Annotated in this window: 16 protein-coding genes; 4 read left to right on the forward strand and 12 right to left on the reverse strand. The window is 59.7% G+C overall.

Annotation, left to right across the window (positions count from 1 at the left end; translation table 11 throughout):
* The first annotated feature begins 31 nt into the window (after positions 1-31).
* Entirely contained in the window at positions 32-1,441 is a 1,410-nt protein-coding gene (gene mapR / locus BLU48_RS11565) for a GntR family transcriptional regulator MpaR (RefSeq protein ID WP_057022452.1), read from the forward strand.
* Positions 1,442-1,494: 53 nt separating this feature from the next.
* On the forward strand, positions 1,495-1,974 hold the full coding sequence (locus BLU48_RS11570; RefSeq protein ID WP_231989035.1) for a hypothetical protein: 480 nt from the start codon (positions 1,495-1,497) through the stop codon (positions 1,972-1,974).
* 9 nt (positions 1,975-1,983) lie between these two features.
* Here the strand turns inward: BLU48_RS11570 and BLU48_RS11575 are convergent, their stop codons facing one another.
* From BLU48_RS11575 to tpx, 7 genes are all read right to left on the reverse strand, one after another.
* On the reverse strand, positions 1,984-2,730 hold the full coding sequence (locus tag BLU48_RS11575) for an SDR family oxidoreductase (RefSeq protein WP_057022453.1): 747 nt from the start codon (positions 2,728-2,730) through the stop codon (positions 1,984-1,986).
* A 54-nt stretch (positions 2,731-2,784) separates the two neighbouring features.
* Positions 2,785-4,881, reverse strand: a complete 2,097-nt coding sequence (locus tag BLU48_RS11580; RefSeq protein WP_057022454.1) for a putative bifunctional diguanylate cyclase/phosphodiesterase — start codon at positions 4,879-4,881, stop codon at positions 2,785-2,787.
* A gap of 696 nt (positions 4,882-5,577) precedes the next feature.
* On the reverse strand, positions 5,578-7,005 hold the full coding sequence (locus BLU48_RS11590) for an efflux transporter outer membrane subunit (RefSeq protein ID WP_231989058.1): 1,428 nt from the start codon (positions 7,003-7,005) through the stop codon (positions 5,578-5,580).
* Between the two features lie 35 nt (positions 7,006-7,040).
* Positions 7,041-10,148, reverse strand: a complete 3,108-nt coding sequence (locus BLU48_RS11595; RefSeq protein WP_057022456.1) for an efflux RND transporter permease subunit — start codon at positions 10,146-10,148, stop codon at positions 7,041-7,043.
* The gene (locus tag BLU48_RS11600) at positions 10,145-13,246 is read right to left on the reverse strand and encodes an MdtB/MuxB family multidrug efflux RND transporter permease subunit (RefSeq protein WP_057022457.1); all 3,102 of its coding nucleotides are present in this window, start codon (positions 13,244-13,246) and stop codon (positions 10,145-10,147) included. The genes BLU48_RS11595 and BLU48_RS11600 overlap by 4 nt, the downstream gene beginning before the upstream one ends.
* Positions 13,243-14,541, reverse strand: coding sequence for an MdtA/MuxA family multidrug efflux RND transporter periplasmic adaptor subunit (locus tag BLU48_RS11605; RefSeq protein ID WP_057022458.1), 1,299 nt, complete (start codon positions 14,539-14,541; stop codon positions 13,243-13,245). The genes BLU48_RS11600 and BLU48_RS11605 overlap by 4 nt, the downstream gene beginning before the upstream one ends.
* A 232-nt stretch (positions 14,542-14,773) precedes the next feature.
* Positions 14,774-15,274, reverse strand: coding sequence for a thiol peroxidase (tpx, locus tag BLU48_RS11610; RefSeq protein WP_003190967.1), 501 nt, complete (start codon positions 15,272-15,274; stop codon positions 14,774-14,776).
* Between the two features lie 159 nt (positions 15,275-15,433).
* Here tpx and BLU48_RS11615 point away from each other — a divergent pair, with 159 nt between their 5' ends.
* On the forward strand, positions 15,434-16,723 hold the full coding sequence (locus tag BLU48_RS11615; protein ID WP_057022459.1) for a glycosyltransferase: 1,290 nt from the start codon (positions 15,434-15,436) through the stop codon (positions 16,721-16,723).
* A gap of 285 nt (positions 16,724-17,008) precedes the next feature.
* Entirely contained in the window at positions 17,009-17,914 is a 906-nt protein-coding gene (locus BLU48_RS11620; protein WP_057022460.1) for an AraC family transcriptional regulator, read from the forward strand.
* A 119-nt stretch (positions 17,915-18,033) separates the two neighbouring features.
* Here BLU48_RS11620 and BLU48_RS11625 read toward each other — a convergent pair whose 3' ends face one another.
* The 5 genes from BLU48_RS11625 to BLU48_RS11640 all read right to left on the reverse strand — a co-directional run bounded on the left by BLU48_RS11625 (position 18,034) and on the right by BLU48_RS11640 (position 21,473).
* The gene (locus BLU48_RS11625; RefSeq protein ID WP_057022461.1) at positions 18,034-18,441 is read right to left on the reverse strand and encodes a DUF6392 family protein; all 408 of its coding nucleotides are present in this window, start codon (positions 18,439-18,441) and stop codon (positions 18,034-18,036) included.
* Between the two features lie 188 nt (positions 18,442-18,629).
* Entirely contained in the window at positions 18,630-19,109 is a 480-nt protein-coding gene (locus BLU48_RS31700) for a DUF6392 family protein (protein ID WP_124356117.1), read from the reverse strand.
* 56 nt (positions 19,110-19,165) lie between these two features.
* The gene (locus tag BLU48_RS11630) at positions 19,166-19,630 is read right to left on the reverse strand and encodes a DUF6392 family protein (protein WP_057022462.1); all 465 of its coding nucleotides are present in this window, start codon (positions 19,628-19,630) and stop codon (positions 19,166-19,168) included.
* Positions 19,630-21,096, reverse strand: coding sequence for an S-type pyocin domain-containing protein (locus BLU48_RS11635; protein WP_057022463.1), 1,467 nt, complete (start codon positions 21,094-21,096; stop codon positions 19,630-19,632). The genes BLU48_RS11630 and BLU48_RS11635 overlap by 1 nt, the downstream gene beginning before the upstream one ends.
* Positions 21,093-21,473 carry a PAAR domain-containing protein gene (locus tag BLU48_RS11640; RefSeq protein ID WP_057022464.1) on the reverse strand — a complete coding sequence of 127 codons (381 nt, stop codon included), beginning with the start codon at positions 21,471-21,473 and terminating at the stop codon, positions 21,093-21,095. Before BLU48_RS11640 ends, BLU48_RS11635 begins: the two co-directional genes overlap by 4 nt.
* Positions 21,474-21,879: the final 406 nt, after the last annotated feature.

A 21,879-nucleotide genomic window follows, 5' to 3' on the forward strand; every position in this document is an offset into this window, starting at 1 on the left:
GTACACACAGAAAAACCTGTTTAAGGCCCCCATGAAACGCTACGAAAAATTCGCCGACGACATCGCAGAACTGATCCGCTCCGGCGTCCTCGGCCCTGGCCAGCGTGTACCATCGGTGCGCTACGCCAGCCAGACCTACGGCGTCAGCCCGTCCACAGTGTTCCAGGCTTACTACCTGCTGGAGCGCCGCGGCCTGATTCGCGCACGGCCGCGTTCCGGCTACTTCGTCAACACCCATGCGCCCAGCCCGTTTTCCGAACCGGAGGTGAGTGAGCAGGTGCACGAATCCACCGATGTAGACGTGAGCGAACTGGTGTTCTCGGTCCTGGACTCCATCAAGGACCCTAACACCGTGCCCTTCGGCTCGGCGTTCCCCAGCCCGATGTTATTCCCACTGCCCCGCCTGGCTCGGTCCCTGGCCAGTGCCAGCCGCGAAATGGACCCGCGCCTGGTCGTCACCGACATGTCGCCGGGCAACCCGCAACTGCGCCGACAGATTGCCCTGCGTTACATGGTCGGCGGCCTGATGCTGCCCATGGAGGAGTTGTTGATCACCAATGGCGCCCTTGAAGCACTGAACCTGTGCCTGCAGGCCGTGACCGAACCCGGCGACCTGGTTGCCATCGAAGCCCCGGCGTTCTATGCCTGCCTGCAAGTGCTGGAGCGCCTGAAGCTCAAGGCCGTGGAAATCCCGGTGCACCCACGCGACGGCATTGACCTCGACGCCCTTGCCCAAAGCCTTGAGCGCTATCCGATCAAGGCCTGCTGGACCATGACCAGCTTCCAGAACCCCATGGGCGCTACCTTGCCTGAGGCGAAAAAACAGGCGCTGGTGGAACTGCTGCGCGGTCATCAGGTGCCGTTGATTGAAGATGATGTCTATGCAGAGCTGTATTACGGGCAGCAAGCGCCGAAGCCGGCCAAGGCTTTTGACACTGAAGGGTTGGTGATGCATTGCGGTTCCTTTGCCAAAAGCCTGGCACCGGGTTACCGCGTCGGTTGGGTCGCGGCCGGGCGCTTCGCGCAGAAAGTCGAGCGCCTGAAACTGATGACCTCATTGTGCCCATCGATGCCGGCCCAGGCGGCAATTGCCGACTACCTGCAGCACGGCGGTTATGACCGGCACCTGCGCAAACTGCGCTATGCCCTGGAAGAACAGCAAAGCGCCATGCTGGCAGCCATCGCCCGTTACTTCCCGACCCAGACACGGGTCAGCCAGCCGGCCGGCGGGTATTTCCTGTGGCTGGAACTGCCGGAACAGACCGACTCGCTGAAATTGTTCCAGATGGCCTTGGCCCAAGGCATCAGCATTGCCCCGGGGCCGATTTTCTCGGCGACCCGACGGTTCAGCAATTGCATTCGCTTGAACTATGGCAGCCCGTGGACCGAGGCGTCGGAAAAGGCCATGGAAACGCTGGGGCGGATTGTGCGGTCGTTTTAACGATGGGATACACAGCCTTAGGAACCCTGCGCCCCAAGGAGACACTCAGGTGTGTGTATCTTCACTTCGAGACCGCCATGCGCATCAACATGCTTCCCGCATCGACCGCCTACCAGCTTGGCGAAGGGCGCCCGGAAAACAACTGGCTTGCGGTGCCTGCAGCGCCCGAAGAACCGCCTTTCGCGGATCGTCGCTCCGCCAGGCAAATCATCAACGCCAATCCAGGGTTGAAACACCTGCTCAGGCGCAGGGACAGCTATCCGGTGACCGACTTGCTCAAGCGACAACTGGGCGACTGGACATCCGCCAACCCTGATGCCAAAGCCAGGGCGCACGCGGCCTATAACCTGGCGCGAGTGATCAATGTCCTCGACAACGTAAATGATCGTCGCGTCGGTAACAGTGAACGGCATGACGGCAAGATCAACGGCTTTTACAACGCGGGCTATTCCACCCGTAAAAATTCCGAGGCGCGCCTACTCGTAGCATTCGCGCAAGACGGCTATGACGTACTGCAAAGCCTGGGGCGCTAGCCAGGAGATTTAACGTCCTCCACCCAGATCCAGGAAGGTTCCGGTGGCGTATGAAGCCTTGTCCGACAGCAGCCAGATAATCGCCTCCGCCACCTCATCCGGGCGCCCACCACGAGCCATGGGAATGCCGGACTCCAGCTTGCTGACCCGGTCCGGGTCACCGCTGAGGGCGTGAAAATCGGTAAAGATGTAGCCGGGGCGTACTGCGTTGACACGAATGCCTTCACCCGCGACCTCTTTCGACAGGCCAATCGTGAAGGTGTCCAGGGCCCCCTTGGACGCAGCATAGTCGACATACTCACCCGGCGATCCCAGGCGCGCCGCCACCGACGATACGTTGACAATGCTGCCACCCTGCCCGCCATGCCGGGGCGACATGCGCAGCACTGCGTGCTTTGCGCACAGGATCGGGCCCAGCACATTGGTCTTCATGATTTTCAGGAGGCGAAATTCGGACATTTCATCGACCCGCGACTTCTGCCCGACGGTGCCAGCGTTATTGACCAGCGCCGTGACACGGCCCAGTTCGGCATCCACGCGATTGAACAACGCGATCACCTCATCTTCGCTGCTGACATCGGCGCGCACCGCAATGGCCTGGGCGCCCAAACCGCGCACCTGTTCAAGCATGCCCTGGGCGGCCTTCTCGTCAGACTGGTAATTAATGCAGATGCGATACCCCTCGCGAGCGGCCAGCAACGCCGTCTCGGCGCCAATTCCACGGCTACCTCCGGTGATGATGACGACTTTATCCATGGCTGCGGTCTCCAGATTCAACCTGATGTTTAGGGTTGGATCCAAGAATACCCGTCACTCATAGCTTTTGTCAGGCGCTACCGTTTGTTCGGCGCTGCGGATATCTGCCATGAAGCTATCGGCTGGCAATGGGTGCCCCAACAAGTAGCCTTGCAACGAATCACATCCCAGGCGAGTGAGAAAATCCTGCTGCACATCGGTTTCCACGCCTTCGGCCACAATCCGCAAGCCCAGGGCCTGGCCGAGCGCCACGATGGCCGAAACGATCGCCGCGTCGTCGCTGTCATGTTCCAGGTCACGCACGAAGCCGCGATCAATCTTCAACTCGTTGGCCGGCAGGCGCTTGAGGTACATCAGGCTGGAGTAGCCGGTGCCAAAGTCATCGATGGACAGGTCGACGCCCATGTCCGAGAGCTGCTGCAACACCGTCATGCTCGCGTCGGCATCGCTCATGGCGGTGGTCTCGGTAATTTCCAGGGTCAGGCTGTTGGCGGGCAATTGGTGACGCTCCAGGGCGGCCGCTACGCTGTTGACCAACCCGGCGTGACAGAACTGCAACGCCGAGAGATTTACGGCAATGCGCCAACTCTCATAACCCTGTGCATACCACAGGCTCATCTGGCGGCAGGCTTCGTTGAGTACCCACTCGCCGATGGGAATGATCAGCCCGGTTTTCTCTGCCAGTGCGATAAAAGTCGCCGGCAGCAACAGGCCCTGCTGCGGGTGCTCCCAACGCAGCAACGCCTCGGCGCCCACCGCAATACCGCTCACTGCGTCGAACTTTGGCTGGTAATACAAGCGAAACTGCCCCTGTTCGAGGGCATTGCGCAGATCCTGCAACAGCTGCAATTGCTTGCGCGCATTGGTATTCATCGATACATCGAAGAAGCTGTAGCCGTTCTTGCCCATGCCCTTGGCGTGGTACATCGCCGCATCGGCGTTCATCAACAATTCCTGAGGGCTGCTGCCGTTGCCCGGGAACAGGGCGATGCCGATGCTGGCAGAGATGTTCAACTCATGCTCGGCGACCTTGAAGGTGCGGTTGATCAGGCCAACCTGTCGTTCGGCCAAGCCCATGGCATCGTCCGGCTGGGTCAATTGCACCAGCAACACAAATTCGTCGCCACCGATACGGGCGAGGGTGTCCTGGCTGCGCAAGTCCTCGCGCAAGCGCAGGCCGACCTCGCGCAGCAACTGATCGCCCATGTGATGACCAAATGCATCATTGACCGGCTTGAAGCCATCCAGGTCGATAAACATTAAGGCAAAGCAGCCGCCCCGCTCATTCACCGCCTGGATACCTTGCTGGATGCGATCCGCCAGCAGCGTGCGATTGGGCAGGCCGGTGAGCATGTCATGCAGCGCCAGATGGGTCAGCTCCCGGTTGGCCAGGGTCAGGGAATCGGCGAGCACGGCAGTGCGCGCTTCCAGGCGTGCGTCGAGCAGCGAGGTCAATAGCGCAATGACCAGCACCGCCAAAGAGGTCACCAAAACCAGGTTATCCAGGCCCCTGCCGCTCAGGCCCGTCAGTGCGGCACCGCAAAAGCTGTCGTCGGCAAAACGCGCCGCGGCCATCCCGGTGTAGTGCATGCCGACGATAGCCACGCCCATCACCACCGCCGCCCCACCCCGTGCCAGGCGCACATAAGGCGTGTTGCGCCGCAGGTTGAAGGCGATCCACAGTGCCGCACCGGAAGCCACCACTGCAATCAATAATGAGGCGCCAAACAAAGTGGGATCGTAGTCGATACCCGGCGTCATGCGCATCGCAGCCATGCCGGTGTAATGCATGCTGGCGATACCGGCGCCCATGATCAACGCACCGAATGCCAACTGCCAGGCCGGCAGGCGTGGCTGACTGACCAGCCACAAGGCGAAGCCACTGGATAACACCGCGATCAACAGCGACAGCGCAGTGATGCCCAGGTCAAACCCGAGGGCAAACGGCAGGCGCAGGGCCAACATGCCGATAAAGTGCATGGACCAGACACCGACGCCCATCGCCAATGCACCGCCGCTGATCCATAGATAAACGGCGCGCCCCTTGGCGGTAGCGATACGCCCGGCCAGGTCCAACGCGGTATAGGACGCCAGTACAGCGACGCACAGGGAAATCACGACAAGGGAGGTTGAATAGCTACCGATCAGCATAGGACTTCTCGCGGGCTACCGGGGTGTAAAAGCCCGTGCCAAGTGGCAAAGCGGGCGATTGTAGCGAGAATGAATCTGGGGCAGGTGATTAATTATCAGAAGGCCATTAGTGATTTTTTTGCGTCAATCGGATGGCCTCATGAGGCATTTTCTGGTCACCACGGAGATCAAAATGTGGGAGAGGCGGTGCTACGATTCGACTCGCCCCCCGAGGGCCATGGGTAGCTACACAGCTGTGTAGCAGCCGACGGTAACCACGATGCGAAGCGAGCCGCTCTTGATCTTGCTTTTGATCTTAGGCGCCCCGTCAAACCACGCTGGCCGGAATTCGACAGGGATTTGGGGGGTAAACCGGCAGGGATGCCGGTTTAGCCGCCCCGCGCCATGGATGGCGCGTGGCGGCGGCCCCCCAAATCCATGGCGGATTACGGGCACACCGAGCCTGGGCGAGGTGCCGAGTGGTGGGGCAAGAGCCTTTTGGTTACTTTTGGGTCTTTTCAAAAGTGACCCGCTGTAAAATAGTGGCCGTTACCGCAGGAATGGATATGTACAGGGTCTGATCCAACATCCTGGGCGGCTGTCAGGCCGCCATCGGGAGCAAGCCCCCTCCCACATTTGGACCGAGACCATCAGTCAAATACTGGTCGGCTGTCAGGCCGCCATCGGGGGCAGGCCCCCTCCCACATTTGGGCCGGGTCACTCCTTTTCGGCCAGGGAGGTCTGGCCGTCCCAGCCGCCCCCGAGTGCGGCAATCAGCTGCACACTTGCCACCAAGCGCGACTGCAGCAAGTTCAACACCGTACGCTCGTTACTCAGGGCCGTCGCTTGCACGGTGACCACGTCCAGGTAGGCAATCAGCCCCGCCTTGTACTGGTTCTCGGTCAGGCGCAACGACTCACGCGCTGACTCCAGCGCTTCATTGCTGACCACCGCCTCGTCCGCCAGTACCTTGAGTTGCACCATGTAGTTTTCCACCTCACGGAAACCATCCAGCACCGTCTGGCGGTACTTGGCCACGGTCTCGTCATAGCTGGCCACGGTGCGGTCGACTTCCGCCGAGCGCTGGCCGCCATCAAAGAGGGTCATCGCCAGTTTGGGCCCCACCGACCAGAAGCGGTTCGGCAGGCTGATCCAATCCTCATAGGTGCTGCTGGAATAGCCGCCCTGCAGGCTCAGGCTGAGGTCCGGGTAGTACGCCGCCTTGGCAACGCCGATATTGGCGTTGGCGGCGATCACCGAGCGCTCCGCCGAAGCAATGTCGGGGCGGCGTTCGAGCAACTGGGATGGCAGGCTCACCGGTATCTGTGGCAGTGCCGGGATTTCCTTGCTCACGGCCAGGTTGAAGTTGTCCGGGGCTTCCCCGATCAATACGGCGATGGCGTTTTCCAGTTGGGCGCGCTGCCAGATCAGGTCGATCAGACTGGCCTGGGTAGTCTTGAGCTGGGTTTGCGCCTGGGCAATGGCGTCCTTGCCGGCTACACCGGCGCGGTATTGGTTTTCGGTCATCTTCAATGAGCGTTGGTAGGTGTCCAGCGTGGCTTGCAGCAGGCGTGTCTGTTCGTCCATGACCCGCAGTTGCAGGTAGCTTTGCACCAGTTCCGATTGTTGGCTCAGGCGCATCGCGGCCAGATCGGCTGAGCTGGCCTCGGCGCTGGCTTCATTGGCCTCCAGACCACGGCGCAACTTGCCCCAGATATCGGCCTCCCAACTCACGCCCAACTGCGCATTGAGGGTGTCGCGAATACCGCTGCTGGAGCTGCTGAGGCTCGCGCTGCTGCTGCCGGTGCCCTGGCTGGCGCGGGTTTTACCGACGCTCAGGTCGACGCTGGGGTAGAACGCCCCGCGTGAACTGCGCACCAGTGCCTGGGCCTGGCGAAAACGTGCTTCGGCCTGGGCGACGGTCTGGTTGGACGTGTTGAGGCGCACCACCAGGTCATTCAGTTGGCGGTCGCCGTACAGCTCCCACCAGGCTCCGCGGGCCAGGGAGTCACTCGGATTAGCCTGACGCCAGCCTTGGGCTTCCTTGAATTGCGCCGGTTCGATGACCTCCGGACGCTGGTAGTCGGGCCCGATGGCACAGGCGCCGAGCATGACTGCGCACACCATTACGGCCAATGACTTCATGCCATTGCCGAAGATTTTATTTGGGGTTGAATCGGTCATAGCGCAGTGTCCAGGGCAGCATCGGTACGCACGCCGCGCCAGGCGTTGAAACGATGGCGTGCGCGGTCGAGATAGAGGTAGACCACCGGAGTGGTGTAGAGGGTCAGGATCTGGCTGAAAACCAGGCCGCCAATGATGGTCAGGCCCAGGGGGCGACGCATTTCCGCACCATCGCCGGTGCCGAGCAACAATGGCAAGGCGCCGAGGATCGCGGCGAGCGTTGTCATCAGGATCGGTCGCAGACGCAGCAGGCAGGCGCTGCGGATTGATTCCAGCGGGCCCATACCGTCGTTGCGTTCCAGTTGCAGCGCCAGGTCGATCATCAGGATCGCGTTCTTCTTCACCACTCCGATCAGCAGGAACAAGCCCAGCAATGAGATCAGGCTGAACTCGCCCCCCGTCAGGTAGATGGCCAGCATGGCGCCCACCCCGGCCGAAGGCAGCGTCGACAGGATCGTCAGCGGATGGATATAGCTTTCATACAAAATGCCCAGCACCAGGTACACCGCGACCAATGCGCCCAGGATCATGAACGGCTGACCCTTCTGCGTGGCCGCAAAGGCATCGGCGGTGCCGGCCATCTTGGCGATCACATCTTCGGGCAAGCCGACCTTGGCAATCGCCCGCTCGATAGCGGCCGTGCCCTGCTCTACCGTGACGCCGGGGGCCATGTCGAAGGCGATATTCTCCGAAGCGAATTGGCCTTCATGGCTGACGCGATCATCTGCGAGACTGTTTTCATAATGGGCGATGGTCGACAACGGCACCCGCGCACCATCGGCAGTGATCACCTGTACCTGATTGAGGGTGATCGGGTCCTGGGCATATTTGGGGTTGACCTCCATTACCACCTGATACTGGTTGAGGCTGTCGTAGATGGTGGAAATCTGCCGCTGGCTGTAGGCGTTGTTCAGCACGGCGGTGACCATGTTCATGTCGATACCCAGGCGCTTGGCCTGGTCACGGTCGACAATCAGCGTGACCTGGGCCGCGCCCCGACCCTCACGGGCGTCGATGGCGGTCAGCTCCGGCAACTCGCGCATGGCCGCAACCACTTTCGGGTACCACAGGCGCAACGCGGCCAAATCACCACTTTGCAGGATGTAGGAGTACTGCGCGCTGGTCTGGTCGCGGCTGCCACCAAACTGCAGGTCCTGGTCGGCCATCAGGAACAGACGCCCGCCCGGCACCAGCGGCACGTCCTTGCGCAAGCGCTCGATTACCGCCTGGGCGGAGATCTTGCGCTCGCTGATCGGCTTGAGGCGCACCAGCATCACCGCATTGTTGGTGCCGTTGTTGCCGCCGATAAATCCGGCTACGCTGAGCACTGCCGGGTCCTTGAGCACCGCCTGGCGGAAGATCTCCATCTTCGGCTGCATCACGCTGAACGACAGGCCATCGTCGCCACGCACGAAACCGATCAGTTGGCCGGTGTCCTGCTGCGGCATAAAGGTCTTTGGCACCACCACGTACAACGCGACGTTCAAACCAATAGTCAGTAACAGGCTGAGCAGGGTCAGACGCCGATGGCGCAAGATCCAATCCAGGCTGATGGCGTAGCCGGCGACCATACGGTCGTTGATCTTCTGGCTCCAGCGCTGCAAACCGGTCTGCTGGTTTTTGTCGTGGGGCTTGAGCCAGCGGGCGCAGAGCATCGGCGTCAGGGTCAACGAGACGATCAGCGAGACAATGATCGCCGCCGACAAGGTGATGGAAAACTCGCGGAACAGGTTGGTGACAATTCCGCCCATGAACAGGATGGACAGGAACACCGCCACCAGCGACACGTTCATCGACAGCAAGGTAAAGCCGACTTCCTGGGCTCCCAGGTACGCGGCCTTCATCGGCGGCACACCTTCATCGATATGCCGGGAAATGTTCTCCAGCACCACAATGGCGTCGTCCACCACGAGCCCGGTGGCCAGGATCAGCGCCATCAGCGAAAAGTTGTTCAGCGAAAAACCGTACAGGTACATCACCGCAAAGGTGCCCACCAGCGACACTGGCACCGCCAGGGTCGGGATCAGCGAAGCGCGGAAGTTGCCCAGGAACAGGTACACCACCAGGATCACCAGGCCTACGGCAATCAGCAAGGTCATCTCGGCTTCGTGCAGGGTGGCGGCGATCACCGGCGAGCGGTCCATGGCCAGGCTGAGCTTGACGCTGGACGGCAGCACCGCCTGCAACGCTGGCAACTGGGCCTTGATCTGCCTGACCGTCTCGATGATGTTGGCGCCGGACTGGCGGTTGATCACCAGCAGCACCGCCGAGTCATTGTTGAAGAAACCGCTGTTGTAGCGGTCCTCCACGCCATCGGTGATCTTCGCTATGTCCCGCAGGCGCAGGGCCGCGCCATCCTGGTAGCGAATCAACAGCGGCTCGTAGTCCTTGGCCTTTTCCAGTTGGTCGTTGGCCTGGATCTGCCAGTTACGCTCACCGTCCTCCAGGGAACCCTTGGGTCGGCGCTGGTTGGCGTTGGCGATGGTGTTGCGCACATCGTCCAGGGCGACGCCGTACTGGTCGAGGGCCTTGGGCTCCAGCTCGATGCGCACCGCCGGCAGCGAACTGCCGCCGATCTGCACTTCGCCTACGCCGGGTACCTGGGACAGGCTCTGGGACAGGATGGTCGAGGCCAGGTCGTACAACTGGCCCTTCTGCAACACGTCAGAGGTCAGCGACAACACCATAATCGGTGCCTGGGACGGGTTGATCTTCTTGTAGGTCGGCATGCTGCGCATGCCGCTGGGCAGCAGGTTGCGCGAAGCGTTGATGGCCGCCTGCACTTCCCGCGCCGCGCCGTTGATATCACGGTCGGAATCGAACGCCAGGATCACTCGCGTGGAACCCTGGCTCGACGAACTGCTCATGGTGGTGATGCCGGCAATCGAACCGAATGAACGCTCCAGCGGCGTCGCTACGCTGGACGCCATCACCTCGGGGCTGGCGCCGGGCAAGCTGGCCGACACCACGATCACCGGGAAGTCGATCTGCGGCAGCGGCGACACCGGCAACAGGTTGAAGCTGACGCCACCGAGCAACATGATCGCCAGGCTCAGCAGCATGGTGGCTACCGGCCGGCGAATGAAAGGTCCGGACAGGTTCATGGTTCAACCGGCTCCAGGCGTTGCGGTTCTTTGCGCCAGCGCCGGCCAAGACGATCGAAGTACAGGTAGATCACCGGCGTGGTGAACAGCGTCAACACCTGGCTCACCAGCAAGCCCCCTACCATCACCAGGCCCAGCGGTTGGCGCAGCTCTGCACCGGAACCGCTGGCGAGCATCAGCGGCACTGCGCCGAACAACGCGGCCAGGGTGGTCATCAGGATCGGCCGGAAGCGCAGCAGTGCCGCCTGGTAGATCGCCGTCTGTGGATCAAGGCCCTGGTTGCGCTCGGCGTCGAGGGCAAAGTCGATCATCATGATCGCGTTCTTTTTCACGATACCGATCAGCAGGATGATGCCGATGATCGCGATCATGCCCAGGTCGTTGCCACTGAGCAGCAACGCGAGCAACGCCCCCACCGCTGCCGACGGCAAGGTCGAGAGGATGGTGATCGGGTGGATATAGCTCTCGTAGAGCACACCGAGCACGATATACATGGTGACCACCGCGGCCAGGATCAGCAGCAAGGTGCTCGACAGCGACGCCTCGAACGCCTGGGCCGCACCCTGGAACTGGGTCTGCACGCCCACCGGCATGCCGATGTCCTTCTGGGTCTGGTTGATCAGCTCCACGCCTTTGCCCAGGGCGACGCCGGGGGCCAGGTTGAACGACATCATCACCGCCGGGAACTGGCCGATATGGGCAATCGCCAGCTGCGCCTGGCGCTGCTCCACATGGGCCAGGCTCGACAGCCGCACCTGGCCGCCATCGGTAGTCTTCACATGGATCTGGTTGAGGGCAGCCGGGCCGAGGGTCTCGCCGGACTGGGCCTGCAACACCACGCGGTATTGGCTGGCCTGGGTGTAGATAGTGGAAATCTGCCGCTGGCCGAAGGCGTCATACAGCGCGTCAGTGATGGTCGCGACGTTGACGCCCAGGCGTGAGGCCGCATCGCGATCGATCACCAGGTACACCTGCAAGCCCTTGTCCTGCAAGTCGCTGGCGACGTCGGTGAGTTCCGGCAACTGGCTGAGGGCATGCACCAGCTTGCCACTCCACAGCGCCAGCAACTCGGCGTCCGGGGACGACATGCTGAACTGGTACTGGGTGCGGCTGACACGGTCTTCGATGGTCAGGTCCTGCACCGGCTGCATGAACAGGCGGATGCCCACCAGCTTGTCGATTTCAGGTTGCAGTCGTGTAATCACCTGCGCTGCGGTCAAATCGCGCTGGCCGTGGGCCTTGAGGTTGATCAACAGGCGGCCGCTGTTGAGGGTGGCGTTATCGCCATCCACGCCAATGTAGGACGACAGGCTTTCCACCGCCGGATCGGCGAGGATGATCTTCGCCAGCTCCTGCTGGCGCTGGCTCATCGCCGCAAACGAAATCGACTGCGGCGCCTCGGAAATCCCCTGGATCACCCCGGTGTCCTGCACCGGGAAAAAGCCCTTGGGCACCACCAGGTACAGCACCACCGTGAGGCCCAGGGTAGCGATGGCCACCAGCAGGGTCAGCGGTTGGTGCTTGAGCACCCATTGCAATTTGCGGCCATAGGCTTCGATCAGCCAATCGATCCAGGCGCCGCTGGCCTTGTAGAAGCGCCCCTGCTCTTCTTCCTTGGGTTCACGTTTGAGCAGGCGTGCACACATCATTGGCGTCAGGGTCAGGGACACCACCAGGGAAATCAGGATCGCCACCGCCAGGGTGATGGCAAATTCACGGAACAGCCGCCCGACCACGTCGGCCATGAACAGCAGCGGAATCAACACCGCGATCAACGACAGGGTCAGGGACACCAGGGTAAAGCCAATCTGCTTGGCGCCCTTGAGCGCGGCCGCCATCGGCGTCTCACCCTCCTCGATATAGCGGGAGATGTTTTCCAGCATGACGATGGCGTCATCCACCACAAAGCCGGTGGCAATGGTCAGGGCCATCAGCGTCAGGTTATTGATGGAGAACCCCGCCAGGTACATCACGCCAAAGGTGCCGACCAGGGACAGCGGCACGGCGATAGACGGAATGATGGTGGCGCTGACCCGACGCAGGAACAGGAAGGTCACCATCACCACCAGGGCAATGGCGATCAGCAGTTCATGCTGCACATCCTTGACCGAGGCGCGAATGGTCTGGGTACGGTCGGTGAGCACGGTCACATCGAGCCCGGCCGGCAGGTTGTCGGTGATGCTCGGCAGCAGCGCCTTGATGCGATCGACCACCTCGATCACGTTGGCGCCGGGTTGGCGCTGGATATTCAACAGCACCGCCTGGTTCTCATTGGCCCAGGCCGCGAGGCGTTCGTTTTCGGCGCCGTCGACGATCTGCGCCACATCCTTGAGGCGCAGCGGTGCGCCATTGTTGTAGGCCAGGATCAGTTCGGCATATTGCTCGGGCGAGACCAACTGGTCGTTGGCATCGAGCATCGACACGCGAGTGGGACCGTCAAAGTTGCCCTTGGGCTGGTTGACGTTGGAAGCGGCGATCAGGCTGCGCACATCCGACAGGTTCAAACCATTGGCCGCCAGGGCCTCGGGGTTGACCTTGATGCGCACAGCCTGGCGCTGGCCACCGGCGATGCTGACCATGCCGACGCCGCTGATCTGCGCGATTTTCTGCGCCATACGCGTGTCGACCAGGTCATTGAGCTTGGGCAACAGCATGGTCTTGGAAGTGATTGCCAGGGTCAGCACCGGGGTATCAGCCGGGTTGACCTTGTTGTACACCGGCGGTGCCGGCAAATCCTTGGGCAGCAGGTTGGTGGCCGCGTTGATCGCGGCTTGCACCTGTTGCTCGGCGACATCCATATTGATGTCGAGATTGAAACGCAGGGTCAGCACCGAGGCGCCGCCGGAGCTGGTGGACGCCATCTGGGTCAGCCCGGGCATCTGCCCGAACTGGCGCTCAAGGGGTGCGGTGACCGCGCTGGTCATCACATCAGGGCTGGCGCCGGGGTACAGGGTCATCACCCGGATCGTCGGGTAGTCCACCTGAGGCAAGGCCGACACCGGCAGCAAGCGGTACGAAATGATACCGGCCAGCACAATGGCCAGCATGCTCAGCGTGGTGGCGACCGGGCGAAGGATGAACAGGCGTGACAGGTTCATGAACCGACCTTTTGCGCCTTGCCGGCGTCAGCGCCGGTCTCCCCTTTTGCCGCAGGTTTGCCTTGTAGGTGTTCGGTCGGCGTGGTCGGCACTTCGCTGCTGTCATTGACCACTTCGATTTCGCTGCCGTCCTTGAGGCGGTCGGTGCCTTCCAGTACCACGCGGTCGCCGGCGACCAGGCCCTCCTTGATCACGGTGTTGTCGCCGTCGGTGTCACCGAGCACCAAAGGCTGGACCTTGACCTTATTGTCGCCGTCGAGCTTGTAGACAAAGGTGCCGGTATTGCCGAACTGGATCGCCGCAGACGGTGCCAGCACCACGTTATGCAGGGTGTCGGCGAGCAAGTGCACATTGACGAACTGGTTGGGGAACAGCGCCTGGTCCTTGTTATCGAAGCGCGCCTTGAATTTCAGGGTGCCGGTGGTGACATCGATCTGGTTGTCCAGGCTCTGCAGCACGCCGACGGCCTGCTTTTTCGTGTCGCCACGGTCCCAGGCTTCCACCGGCAGCCTGTTGCCAGCGTGGTAACGAGCGAGCACGGTTTCCAGGGTATTTTCCGGCAGGGTGAAGGCCACGCTGATCGGCTGGGTCTGGGTGATCACCGCCAGGGCCGTGGTGTCGTTGGCGGCGACCAGGTTGCCGACGTCAAGCTGGCGCAAGCCGACGCGGCCGCTGATCGGAGCGCGGATCTTGGTGAATTCAAGGTTGAGCTTGGCGTCGTCTACCGCGCCCTGGTTGGTCTTGACCGTGCCCTGGTATTGCAAGACCAGCGCTTCGGCGGTGTCCAGCGTCTGCTTGGCGATACTGTCCTGGGCATACAGGCCGCGATAACGCTCGACGTCGACCTGGGCGTTTTTCAGCTGGGCCTGGTTCTGCAGCAGCGTGCCCTGGGCCTGGAGCAAGGCGTTCTGGTAGCTGCGCGGGTCGATTTCCGCCAGCAGGTCGCCGGCCTTGACCATCTGCCCTTCTTCAAAGGCGATCTTCATCAGCTCACCGCCCACCCGGCTGCGCACATTAATAGTGTTGAGCGCCGTGACCGTGCCCAGGGCCTTGTAGTACACCGGGAACTCCCCCAGCACCGCTGGCGCCACACGCACCGGCACCGGGCCGGTGGAACCGCCGAAGCCCGGGCGTGCCATGCCGGTTTTACCGGTGTGCCCGGCCGGCGCGTCTTTATGGGCCGCGCCGCTGGGCCAGAATTTCCAGCACAGGCCGGCGATAACCAGCAGCACGAGCAGGCCAAACAGCCAGCGACGGGAGTTGCGGGGGGAGGATTGCATGGAGTGATCAACCATTGGGCGCGAGAGCTTCTACTTGGGGAGGCTGAAAGATAAGCACTGGGATGCGTTAAGAAAAGCACCTTTACCGGCTATTTACCTTGGGCTTACAACTTTTAACTTCTATGGCTTAGTCCGACGGCTGTTTCGCTAAGCATTTGAGCTGCAAATAAAAACGGCCTGGACTAGGCCAGGCCGCAATCATGCATCATACGTGTTACTGCCAAACGACAGTTACGCGCAGAAACAGTTACTTCAACACAGCCAGGGCTGCATCGTAGTTCGGTTCTTCAGCGATTTCCTTGACCAACTCGCTGTGCAGCACGTTGTCGTTTTCGTCCAGCACTACGACAGCACGAGCGGTCAGGCCCTGCAGCGGGCCGTCGGCGATGGAAACACCATAGTCAACGGCGAAGTCGGCGTTGCGGAAGTCCGACAGGTTCTTCACGTTTTCCAGGCCTTCGGAACCACAGAAGCGTGCCTGGGCGAATGGCAGGTCGGAGGAGATGCACAGCACCACGGTGTTGGCCACATCGTTGGCCTGGGCGTTGAACTTGCGCACGGAAGTGGCGCAGGTTGGGGTGTCAACGCTTGGGAAGATGTTCAGCACTTTGCGCTTGCCGGCAAAGGTAGCCAGGGTGGCGTTGGACAGGTCGCCGGCGGTCAGGGTGAAGTCTGCGGCTTTGGCGCCGACTTTCGGCAGTTCGCCTTCAACCTGGACCGGGTTGCCTTTAAGGGTGACTTGAGCCATGAACGGAATCCTTATGCTGGTTTTTGGTTAAACGAATTCGAGAGGCCGAAGTTAACCACAAAGTGCCGATGCTACCTACCGCCAGACACAAATTGTCATGTCGCCAGGTTGTGGTTTAATTGCGCGCTTTTCGCCTGCCCTTCAAGGAAACCGTCGTCGATGAATCAGCCTGCCACCAAAGTCCTGGTCATTGGTTACGTCTGGCCGGAGCCCCGCTCCTCGGCCGCAGGCGGGCATATGATGCAAATCCTTGAGAGTTTTCTTACGCAAGGTTGGGACATTACCTTCAGCAGCCCGGCGACCATCGGCGAACACAAGTCCGACTTGCCGGCACTTGGCATCGCCGAATGTGCCATTGAACTGAATAACAGCAGTTTCGATGACTTTATCCGCGAACTGGCCCCGGATATCGTACTGTTCGACCGCTTCATGATGGAGGAGCAATTCGGCTGGCGCGTGGAGCAATGCTGCCCCGACGCCCTGCGCGTGCTGGAAACCTCCGACCTGCAAAGCCTGCGCGACGCCCGCCACCAGCGTTTCAAGGAGCAGGTGAAAGCCAACCCCGACAGCGACGACTTCAGCGCCCTGTTCGCGCCGGCGCTTCAGGACGAGTTCCAGCGCATGGCCGATACCGACCTGGCCAAGCGCGAAATCGCCGCGATTTACCGCTGTGACATCAGCCTGGTGATCTCCGACATGGAAATCCGCCTGCTCACCGAACAGTTCAAGGTGCCTGCCGCGCTGCTGCACTGGTGCCCGCTGATGCTGCAGCCGCCCACCCGCGCTTTTGCGCCCTTTGAAGACCGTGCGCACTTTCTCAGCATCGGCAACTTCCGCCATGCACCCAACTGGGATGCGGTGCTATGGATGAAGAACAGCCTATGGCCGCTGATCCGCCAGCAACTGCCGGGCGCCCAGTTGCATATCTATGGCGCCTACACGCCGCCCAAGGCTACTGCCCTGCACAACCCGGCCCAGGGTTTCCATGTGATGAACTGGGCCGAAGATGCCCTGCAAGTGATGACGGCGGCGCGTATCTGCCTGGCGCCCCTGCGCTTTGGTGCGGGGATCAAGGGCAAGCTGGTCGACGCGATGTTGTGCGGCACACCCAATGTCACCACCCCCATCGGCGCCGAAGCCATGGGCGATGATCAACCCTGGCCCGGCGCGATCGAGCACAACGCCCCGGCCCTGGCTGCCGCTGCCGTGGCCCTCTATCAGGACCGCGAGCGGTGGACCCAAGCCCAGGAACGTGGGCGTCAGCTGCTGGCTCGGCGTTATGACCAGGCCTTCCACGGGCCAGCCTTGGTCGAATGCCTGGAGCAATGCCGCCGCAACCTTGCCACCCACCGCCGGGACAACTTTACCGGCAGCATGCTGCGCCATCATGCGCATAAAAGTACCCAGTACATGTCGCAGTGGATCGAGGCGAAAAATCGCAACATCTAGGCAATCGAGCAACGCAAGGCGCATGAAAAGCGTGATTCAGACTTGTCGCCGCTGCGCGGCAAGTCTAATCGGACATCCCTGAGCCTTAACGGCAATGCTATTTGCATCGCTGGAACGTGCATCACGAATCATGACTAAGCCCTCACCCGTGCCTGTTTCAGATAAAAATCGTCTGTAATCCTACTCGTACAGGATGCAGCGGCGCACGCTCAGACGCTTGATGCTGGCAGGGTCGTGCACAACGGGGCATTATTCGGGTCGCAACCACAATAAAGCGACGGCAGCATGACCCGAGCAACGCGTATCACCGACCCTTCCTACGAGCTGATGGACGACCACAACGGCCTGTCCATCATCTATCGCCAGCACGGCTTCCCCTGCCCGCTGGTGCGCTGGCACTTCCACAAGGAATACGAGCTGCACCTTATCGTCGCCAGCTCGGGCAAGGTGTTTATCGGCGACTACATCGGTAACTTCTACCCCGAAAGCCTGTTCCTCACCGGCCCCAACCTGCCCCACAACTGGATCAGCCAGGTAGAGGAAGGCGAAGTCGTGCCCAAGCGCGACATGCTGGTGAACTTCACCGATGAGCTGTTCGAGCAAGGCAGCCATACGTTTGCCGAACTCAAGAGCCTGGCGCCGTTGCTGGAACGTGCGCAATACGGCATCGAATTCCGCAGCAAAAAAACCATCGCCCAGGCCATGGCCCTGATGCAGCGCATTGAAGAGGCCCAAGGCATGGCGCGCCTGGGGCACTTTTTCATTTTGCTGGAAGTGCTGAGCGCCTGTGACGACTACCAACTGCTCTCCGGCGTCACCACGCCACAGCAAGCCGACGAACACAGCATCGACCGCACCAACCGCGCGGTGGACTACATCTTTGCCCACTACGCCCGAGAGTTGCCGCTGGAAGAAGTGGCGGAGTACCTGGGGATGAAGCCAACGTATTTTTCCAGGGTGTTCAAACAGGCGACCGGGCGCACTTTTATTGAATTCGTCAATCGGCTGCGCATCAGCAAGTCCTGTGAATTGCTGGCCGATGGGGACAAGGCGGTGACGGATGTGTGCTTTGAGTCGGGGTTCAATAATATTTCCAACTTCAATCGGCGGTTTCAGCAGCTCAAGGGGATGACGCCGTCTCACTATCGGCGGTTGGCGGTGCAGCGGTTGACGGAGCAGAATTTGGCTTGAAATAAATTGAACTAGCTGGCTCATTCCTCGTAGTTCGACGCTGTATGGCTGGGCAAGACCCTCCTCATTAATCAACGAAAAACTGATGTTATTCACAGCATAATTTTCAAGATAACCAATTATAACTTTGCATTCGGATGCCATTCGCTAAACAGCTTATATGCGTCCCATCCCCCTCGTATACCCAGCCCGCCCGGAAGCCTTGCACGACCTCTCGAATCCATAGGTTCTCCCAGAGCACTACGCACACTTTGCTGATTAATCATCAGGGAAAAGGGACTGGGTAACCCTCCAGCATAAACCGGTTGCCCGACCGTCGGGATGAGTGTGATCAGGATCTGTTTCAAGGACGTGGTCGTGTCACTGAAGAGCAACTCCACGCCTTCTACTGGTTGCATGGTTGGCCAATTGCTGTCCTCAAACGATTTCACCAGCGGCTGGTTGGGAATTTTCCCTTCGGCTACAAGCTCGGTGAAACCAAGCCCTAAATTCTTTACCCACAACTTAATCGCTAACGCATCCATCATTACCACCCCTGAACTGGGTTAACGCCATGTAATTATCGGCGAGCGGCCCCAATATTGAACTAAGCACCCCACTCTCGACAGTTAGCAGAGCAATGGTTAACCGAACAGAATCTGGCTTGAAGTGATTACTCCCACGCGCTGCGGGTGTGAACATTACTACTTAGTCGAATTTAATTTTCAGAGCATGTTCAATTACGGTGTACATTGCCCAAATAGAAGCCCATGCTACATACCATACCGTCATTACGATATTGAAGTCCGACGTGAACAGCTGGATAACCAAAATCATCCATGCGGTAGATGTCGCAACCACCGTACCCTCGATATCTTAAAATTTTAACCGGCTCCTTCGACTCACAAGGTGCTCCAAGGATTTTACGGACAGTGATCCGACTCATACTGGCTGTCATCGATAAAGGTAATTCGCCACTGTAAGGGCGGGCACCATCAACCATACTTATTAGTGAAAAAAGAACTTTTTCGAGAGCCGCATCTTTTGATCGAAACCATAGCTCAACTCCCTCCTCCGGCTTCTGTATCAAGTATTCATTATCACAATCTACTATCGATGATTTAAAGGCATCATTAGTAACCACACCATCAGCGCAGAGCTCAGCATGGGCAAAGCCTATCCTCGCAATCAGACGATTAACCATTACGACATCCATTCACCCTCCTTCATATCAGTCTCACGCTCGCAGACGGGAAAGACCATATTTATGAGTCACTCATCGTAAAGAGTGAAAACCAGCGTATTAACCTTATAGTCCTGCGCATATTTAAATATCATTTTGGCACGTGGATGTATCGTTGAGTCGAGCTTGTATGCATCCCATCCGCCCGTTTTTCTATTTAGGGGAAGCTCTGTCGGACCTTTCGACTCTAGAGGCATTCCGAACAACTCCTGTATGTCAGCCTTATTCATCGATAGCGCTAGCGGCGGTGGCAGCTTACCTCTATAAACCGGCTGCCCCTCGACGGTTTGAGCAAGAATAACGTATAGCGTTTCCAAACATCTGGAATCAGTCGCAAAGCTCAACTCCACTCCGTCCTCTGGCTCTATATCTAGCCAGTCCCTTCCCTTGTAAAGTTCCTGCAGTGGCATATTGGGGATAACCCCCTCTGAAACCAACACTTCATAAGGGCGCCCCAGATTTTTTATCCAGAGCGTGATAGTTGAGGTATTCATCAGTACCAACCTTGTTTCTGGCTAAGTTTATGCAATTGTTCTCGGGCCGCCTCAATTTCTGCTTCAGGATAGCCTTCCTCGAGTAATCCACGTTTGATAGCATCAACATTACTGTTTATCGCCGCCCGTAGGTCAGCAGCATCTTTATTTTGTTTGGCTCTGGAACTGCGCCCTCCATAGGTTTCACTATACTTCCGATGTACCCCTGAAGGAATCGCAATGCCTGGAGCGTTCTTTAGATAATCTAACACTTGCCGACGCGGTATTTTGGAATCCCACTGAAGTAGTGTTACTTCCAGTACCTTTTGCGCAGGAATATGGTCAATATCCAGCCCATCCTTACGGCTACGACTCATCAAATCAGCTGCCTGCCCAACCTCCAACGGCCTGACCGCCGGCTTGGCAAACACCAAATACAACGGCGCCACACCCGAATCAGCCGGAAACGAAATGATCGTATCCTGCCAGGTGATGTTTTCTGCATCCCGCCCTGGATAGTGACTGATCGCCGAATCTTGCCCCACGGCAATCGGATGAACAAACACGTTATCCAAGCGTTCCGGTGTTCCGGGATACGGGCTCGGCACGCTGACAACCGGGCCGTGGTTCGGCGTCCATGTGATGCTGATGCCATCCAGCACCGCGACCATCGCGCTGTGGTCCTCATTCCACCGGGCTTGCGCAACGGGTACGCGGTCGGCGCCACTGCCAGGTTGGGTATGTAGGCCGTAAACACGCAGTTCACCGAACTCATCCTGGCGAAACTGGAAACGCACTCGCGTACTGGCCAAACGCATCCCCTCCAACTGCTCCGGGGTGTACAGCGTTGAGTCACCGATATCCCGCGGCCAGAATGCCAGCAGCACGAGGTTGAGGGCCGAACTGGCGCCGGCCAAGCCTCGTACAGCCCAGGCACCGAGGTCGCTGCCGAGTGTGCCGGCTACCCTGCCGACGGCGCCCGTGCTACCGGTTGAAGCCATGAGGGCGGTGGTGCCGAAGTTTTTGGCGTTTTCCGGGGCGGTGCCCGCAGCTGTAGAACCGGCCGGTACCGAAACGCAGGACTTGGCGAAAACGCAGGCATCAGCGGCACGATTCGACGCAGCGGGCGCGGCATAATTCGCAGGGGGCGAGGCGGATGCAGTCGGCCTCATTACAATCGGGGTGACACGTTGAGGTTGGGGACCGAACTCCTGAGATTTGGAACTCTGATTGGCAATCAACTCCGGCGGCGGATCGCATTTGCAGATGCACAGATCACCCTCCAGCGCCGCTTGTTTGCCGTTCCACTCTTCGTGCAAATGAGGGCCGGTAAGCGCGATGAAGCCTTCAGTGCCGCATGCCGGACAAGCGACCCGGTCACCCTCCCTCGAGATCATTTCGCCGTTGAAACTGGTGCCCTCACAACCGCTGGTTACCTTGCCACCCACCGTGGTGGTTGAACCGGTGGTGATGTTGTAGCGCCTCACATCTGACTCTCCACGCGATATCCAGGCTTTAGAAGGCCAGGAATACCCTCGCCGTCCGCGTACTCCACCACCTGAGCCAGGTTTTGCAGGCTGCTCGTCACGGTGTCGCCGTTGTCGGTAGCGCTGCCGACAATGGCGATGGGCAGACCTTTGTAGGTGGCCGCGAAACCTGCTCCCGAGACAATTTCGCTCTCTTTGCCATCGGGGTAGCGCACTCGGTCGCCGACGCACGCGATGCGCAAGTCATGGATCTCTAGGCTGGTGCTTGCAGTGATAATTTCTCCGCCCATACGCGTTCTCGAGCCGAGTGTCGCGTAGTCGTAGATGGCTTTGATTGGGCGAGTTGATTGTTGGATTTCAGTATCGGTGTCTTTCATGCTTCGTCCTTTTTTAGCGTGCAGGGGTGCTCAAACGCGGTCTTGGCGTTGAGTTATGCAGAGGGATGGCGCCGAAATGGCGCAAGGAAGATGGTGCTGACTAGTACAAAGCCAAACAACTGACCGTTCGGCTAGGTATTGGGAAACGCAGAAACGTCTGACAAGGATTTGAGGTTGTCCCTAGGACACTCAATCTCTAGTCTCCGTACACCGCTGCACACTCAGCGGTTGGGCGTCGCGGCCCGGTGTAATCAGGCGCAAAGTGCCATTTCTGCTTTCAGTTGACGCCTTTTTATCGTCTACTGTGCGGCCTTATGGTGGCTGTGCGCGGGATACCTCCGGGTATGCCGGTTTCCTGATTCCGGTCCGCGAACCTGCGTACAGCTACCACCCAATCGCGTCGCGG

The sequence above is a fragment of the Pseudomonas synxantha genome (assembly GCF_900105675.1).
Lineage (GTDB): Bacteria > Pseudomonadota > Gammaproteobacteria > Pseudomonadales > Pseudomonadaceae > Aquipseudomonas > Aquipseudomonas synxantha.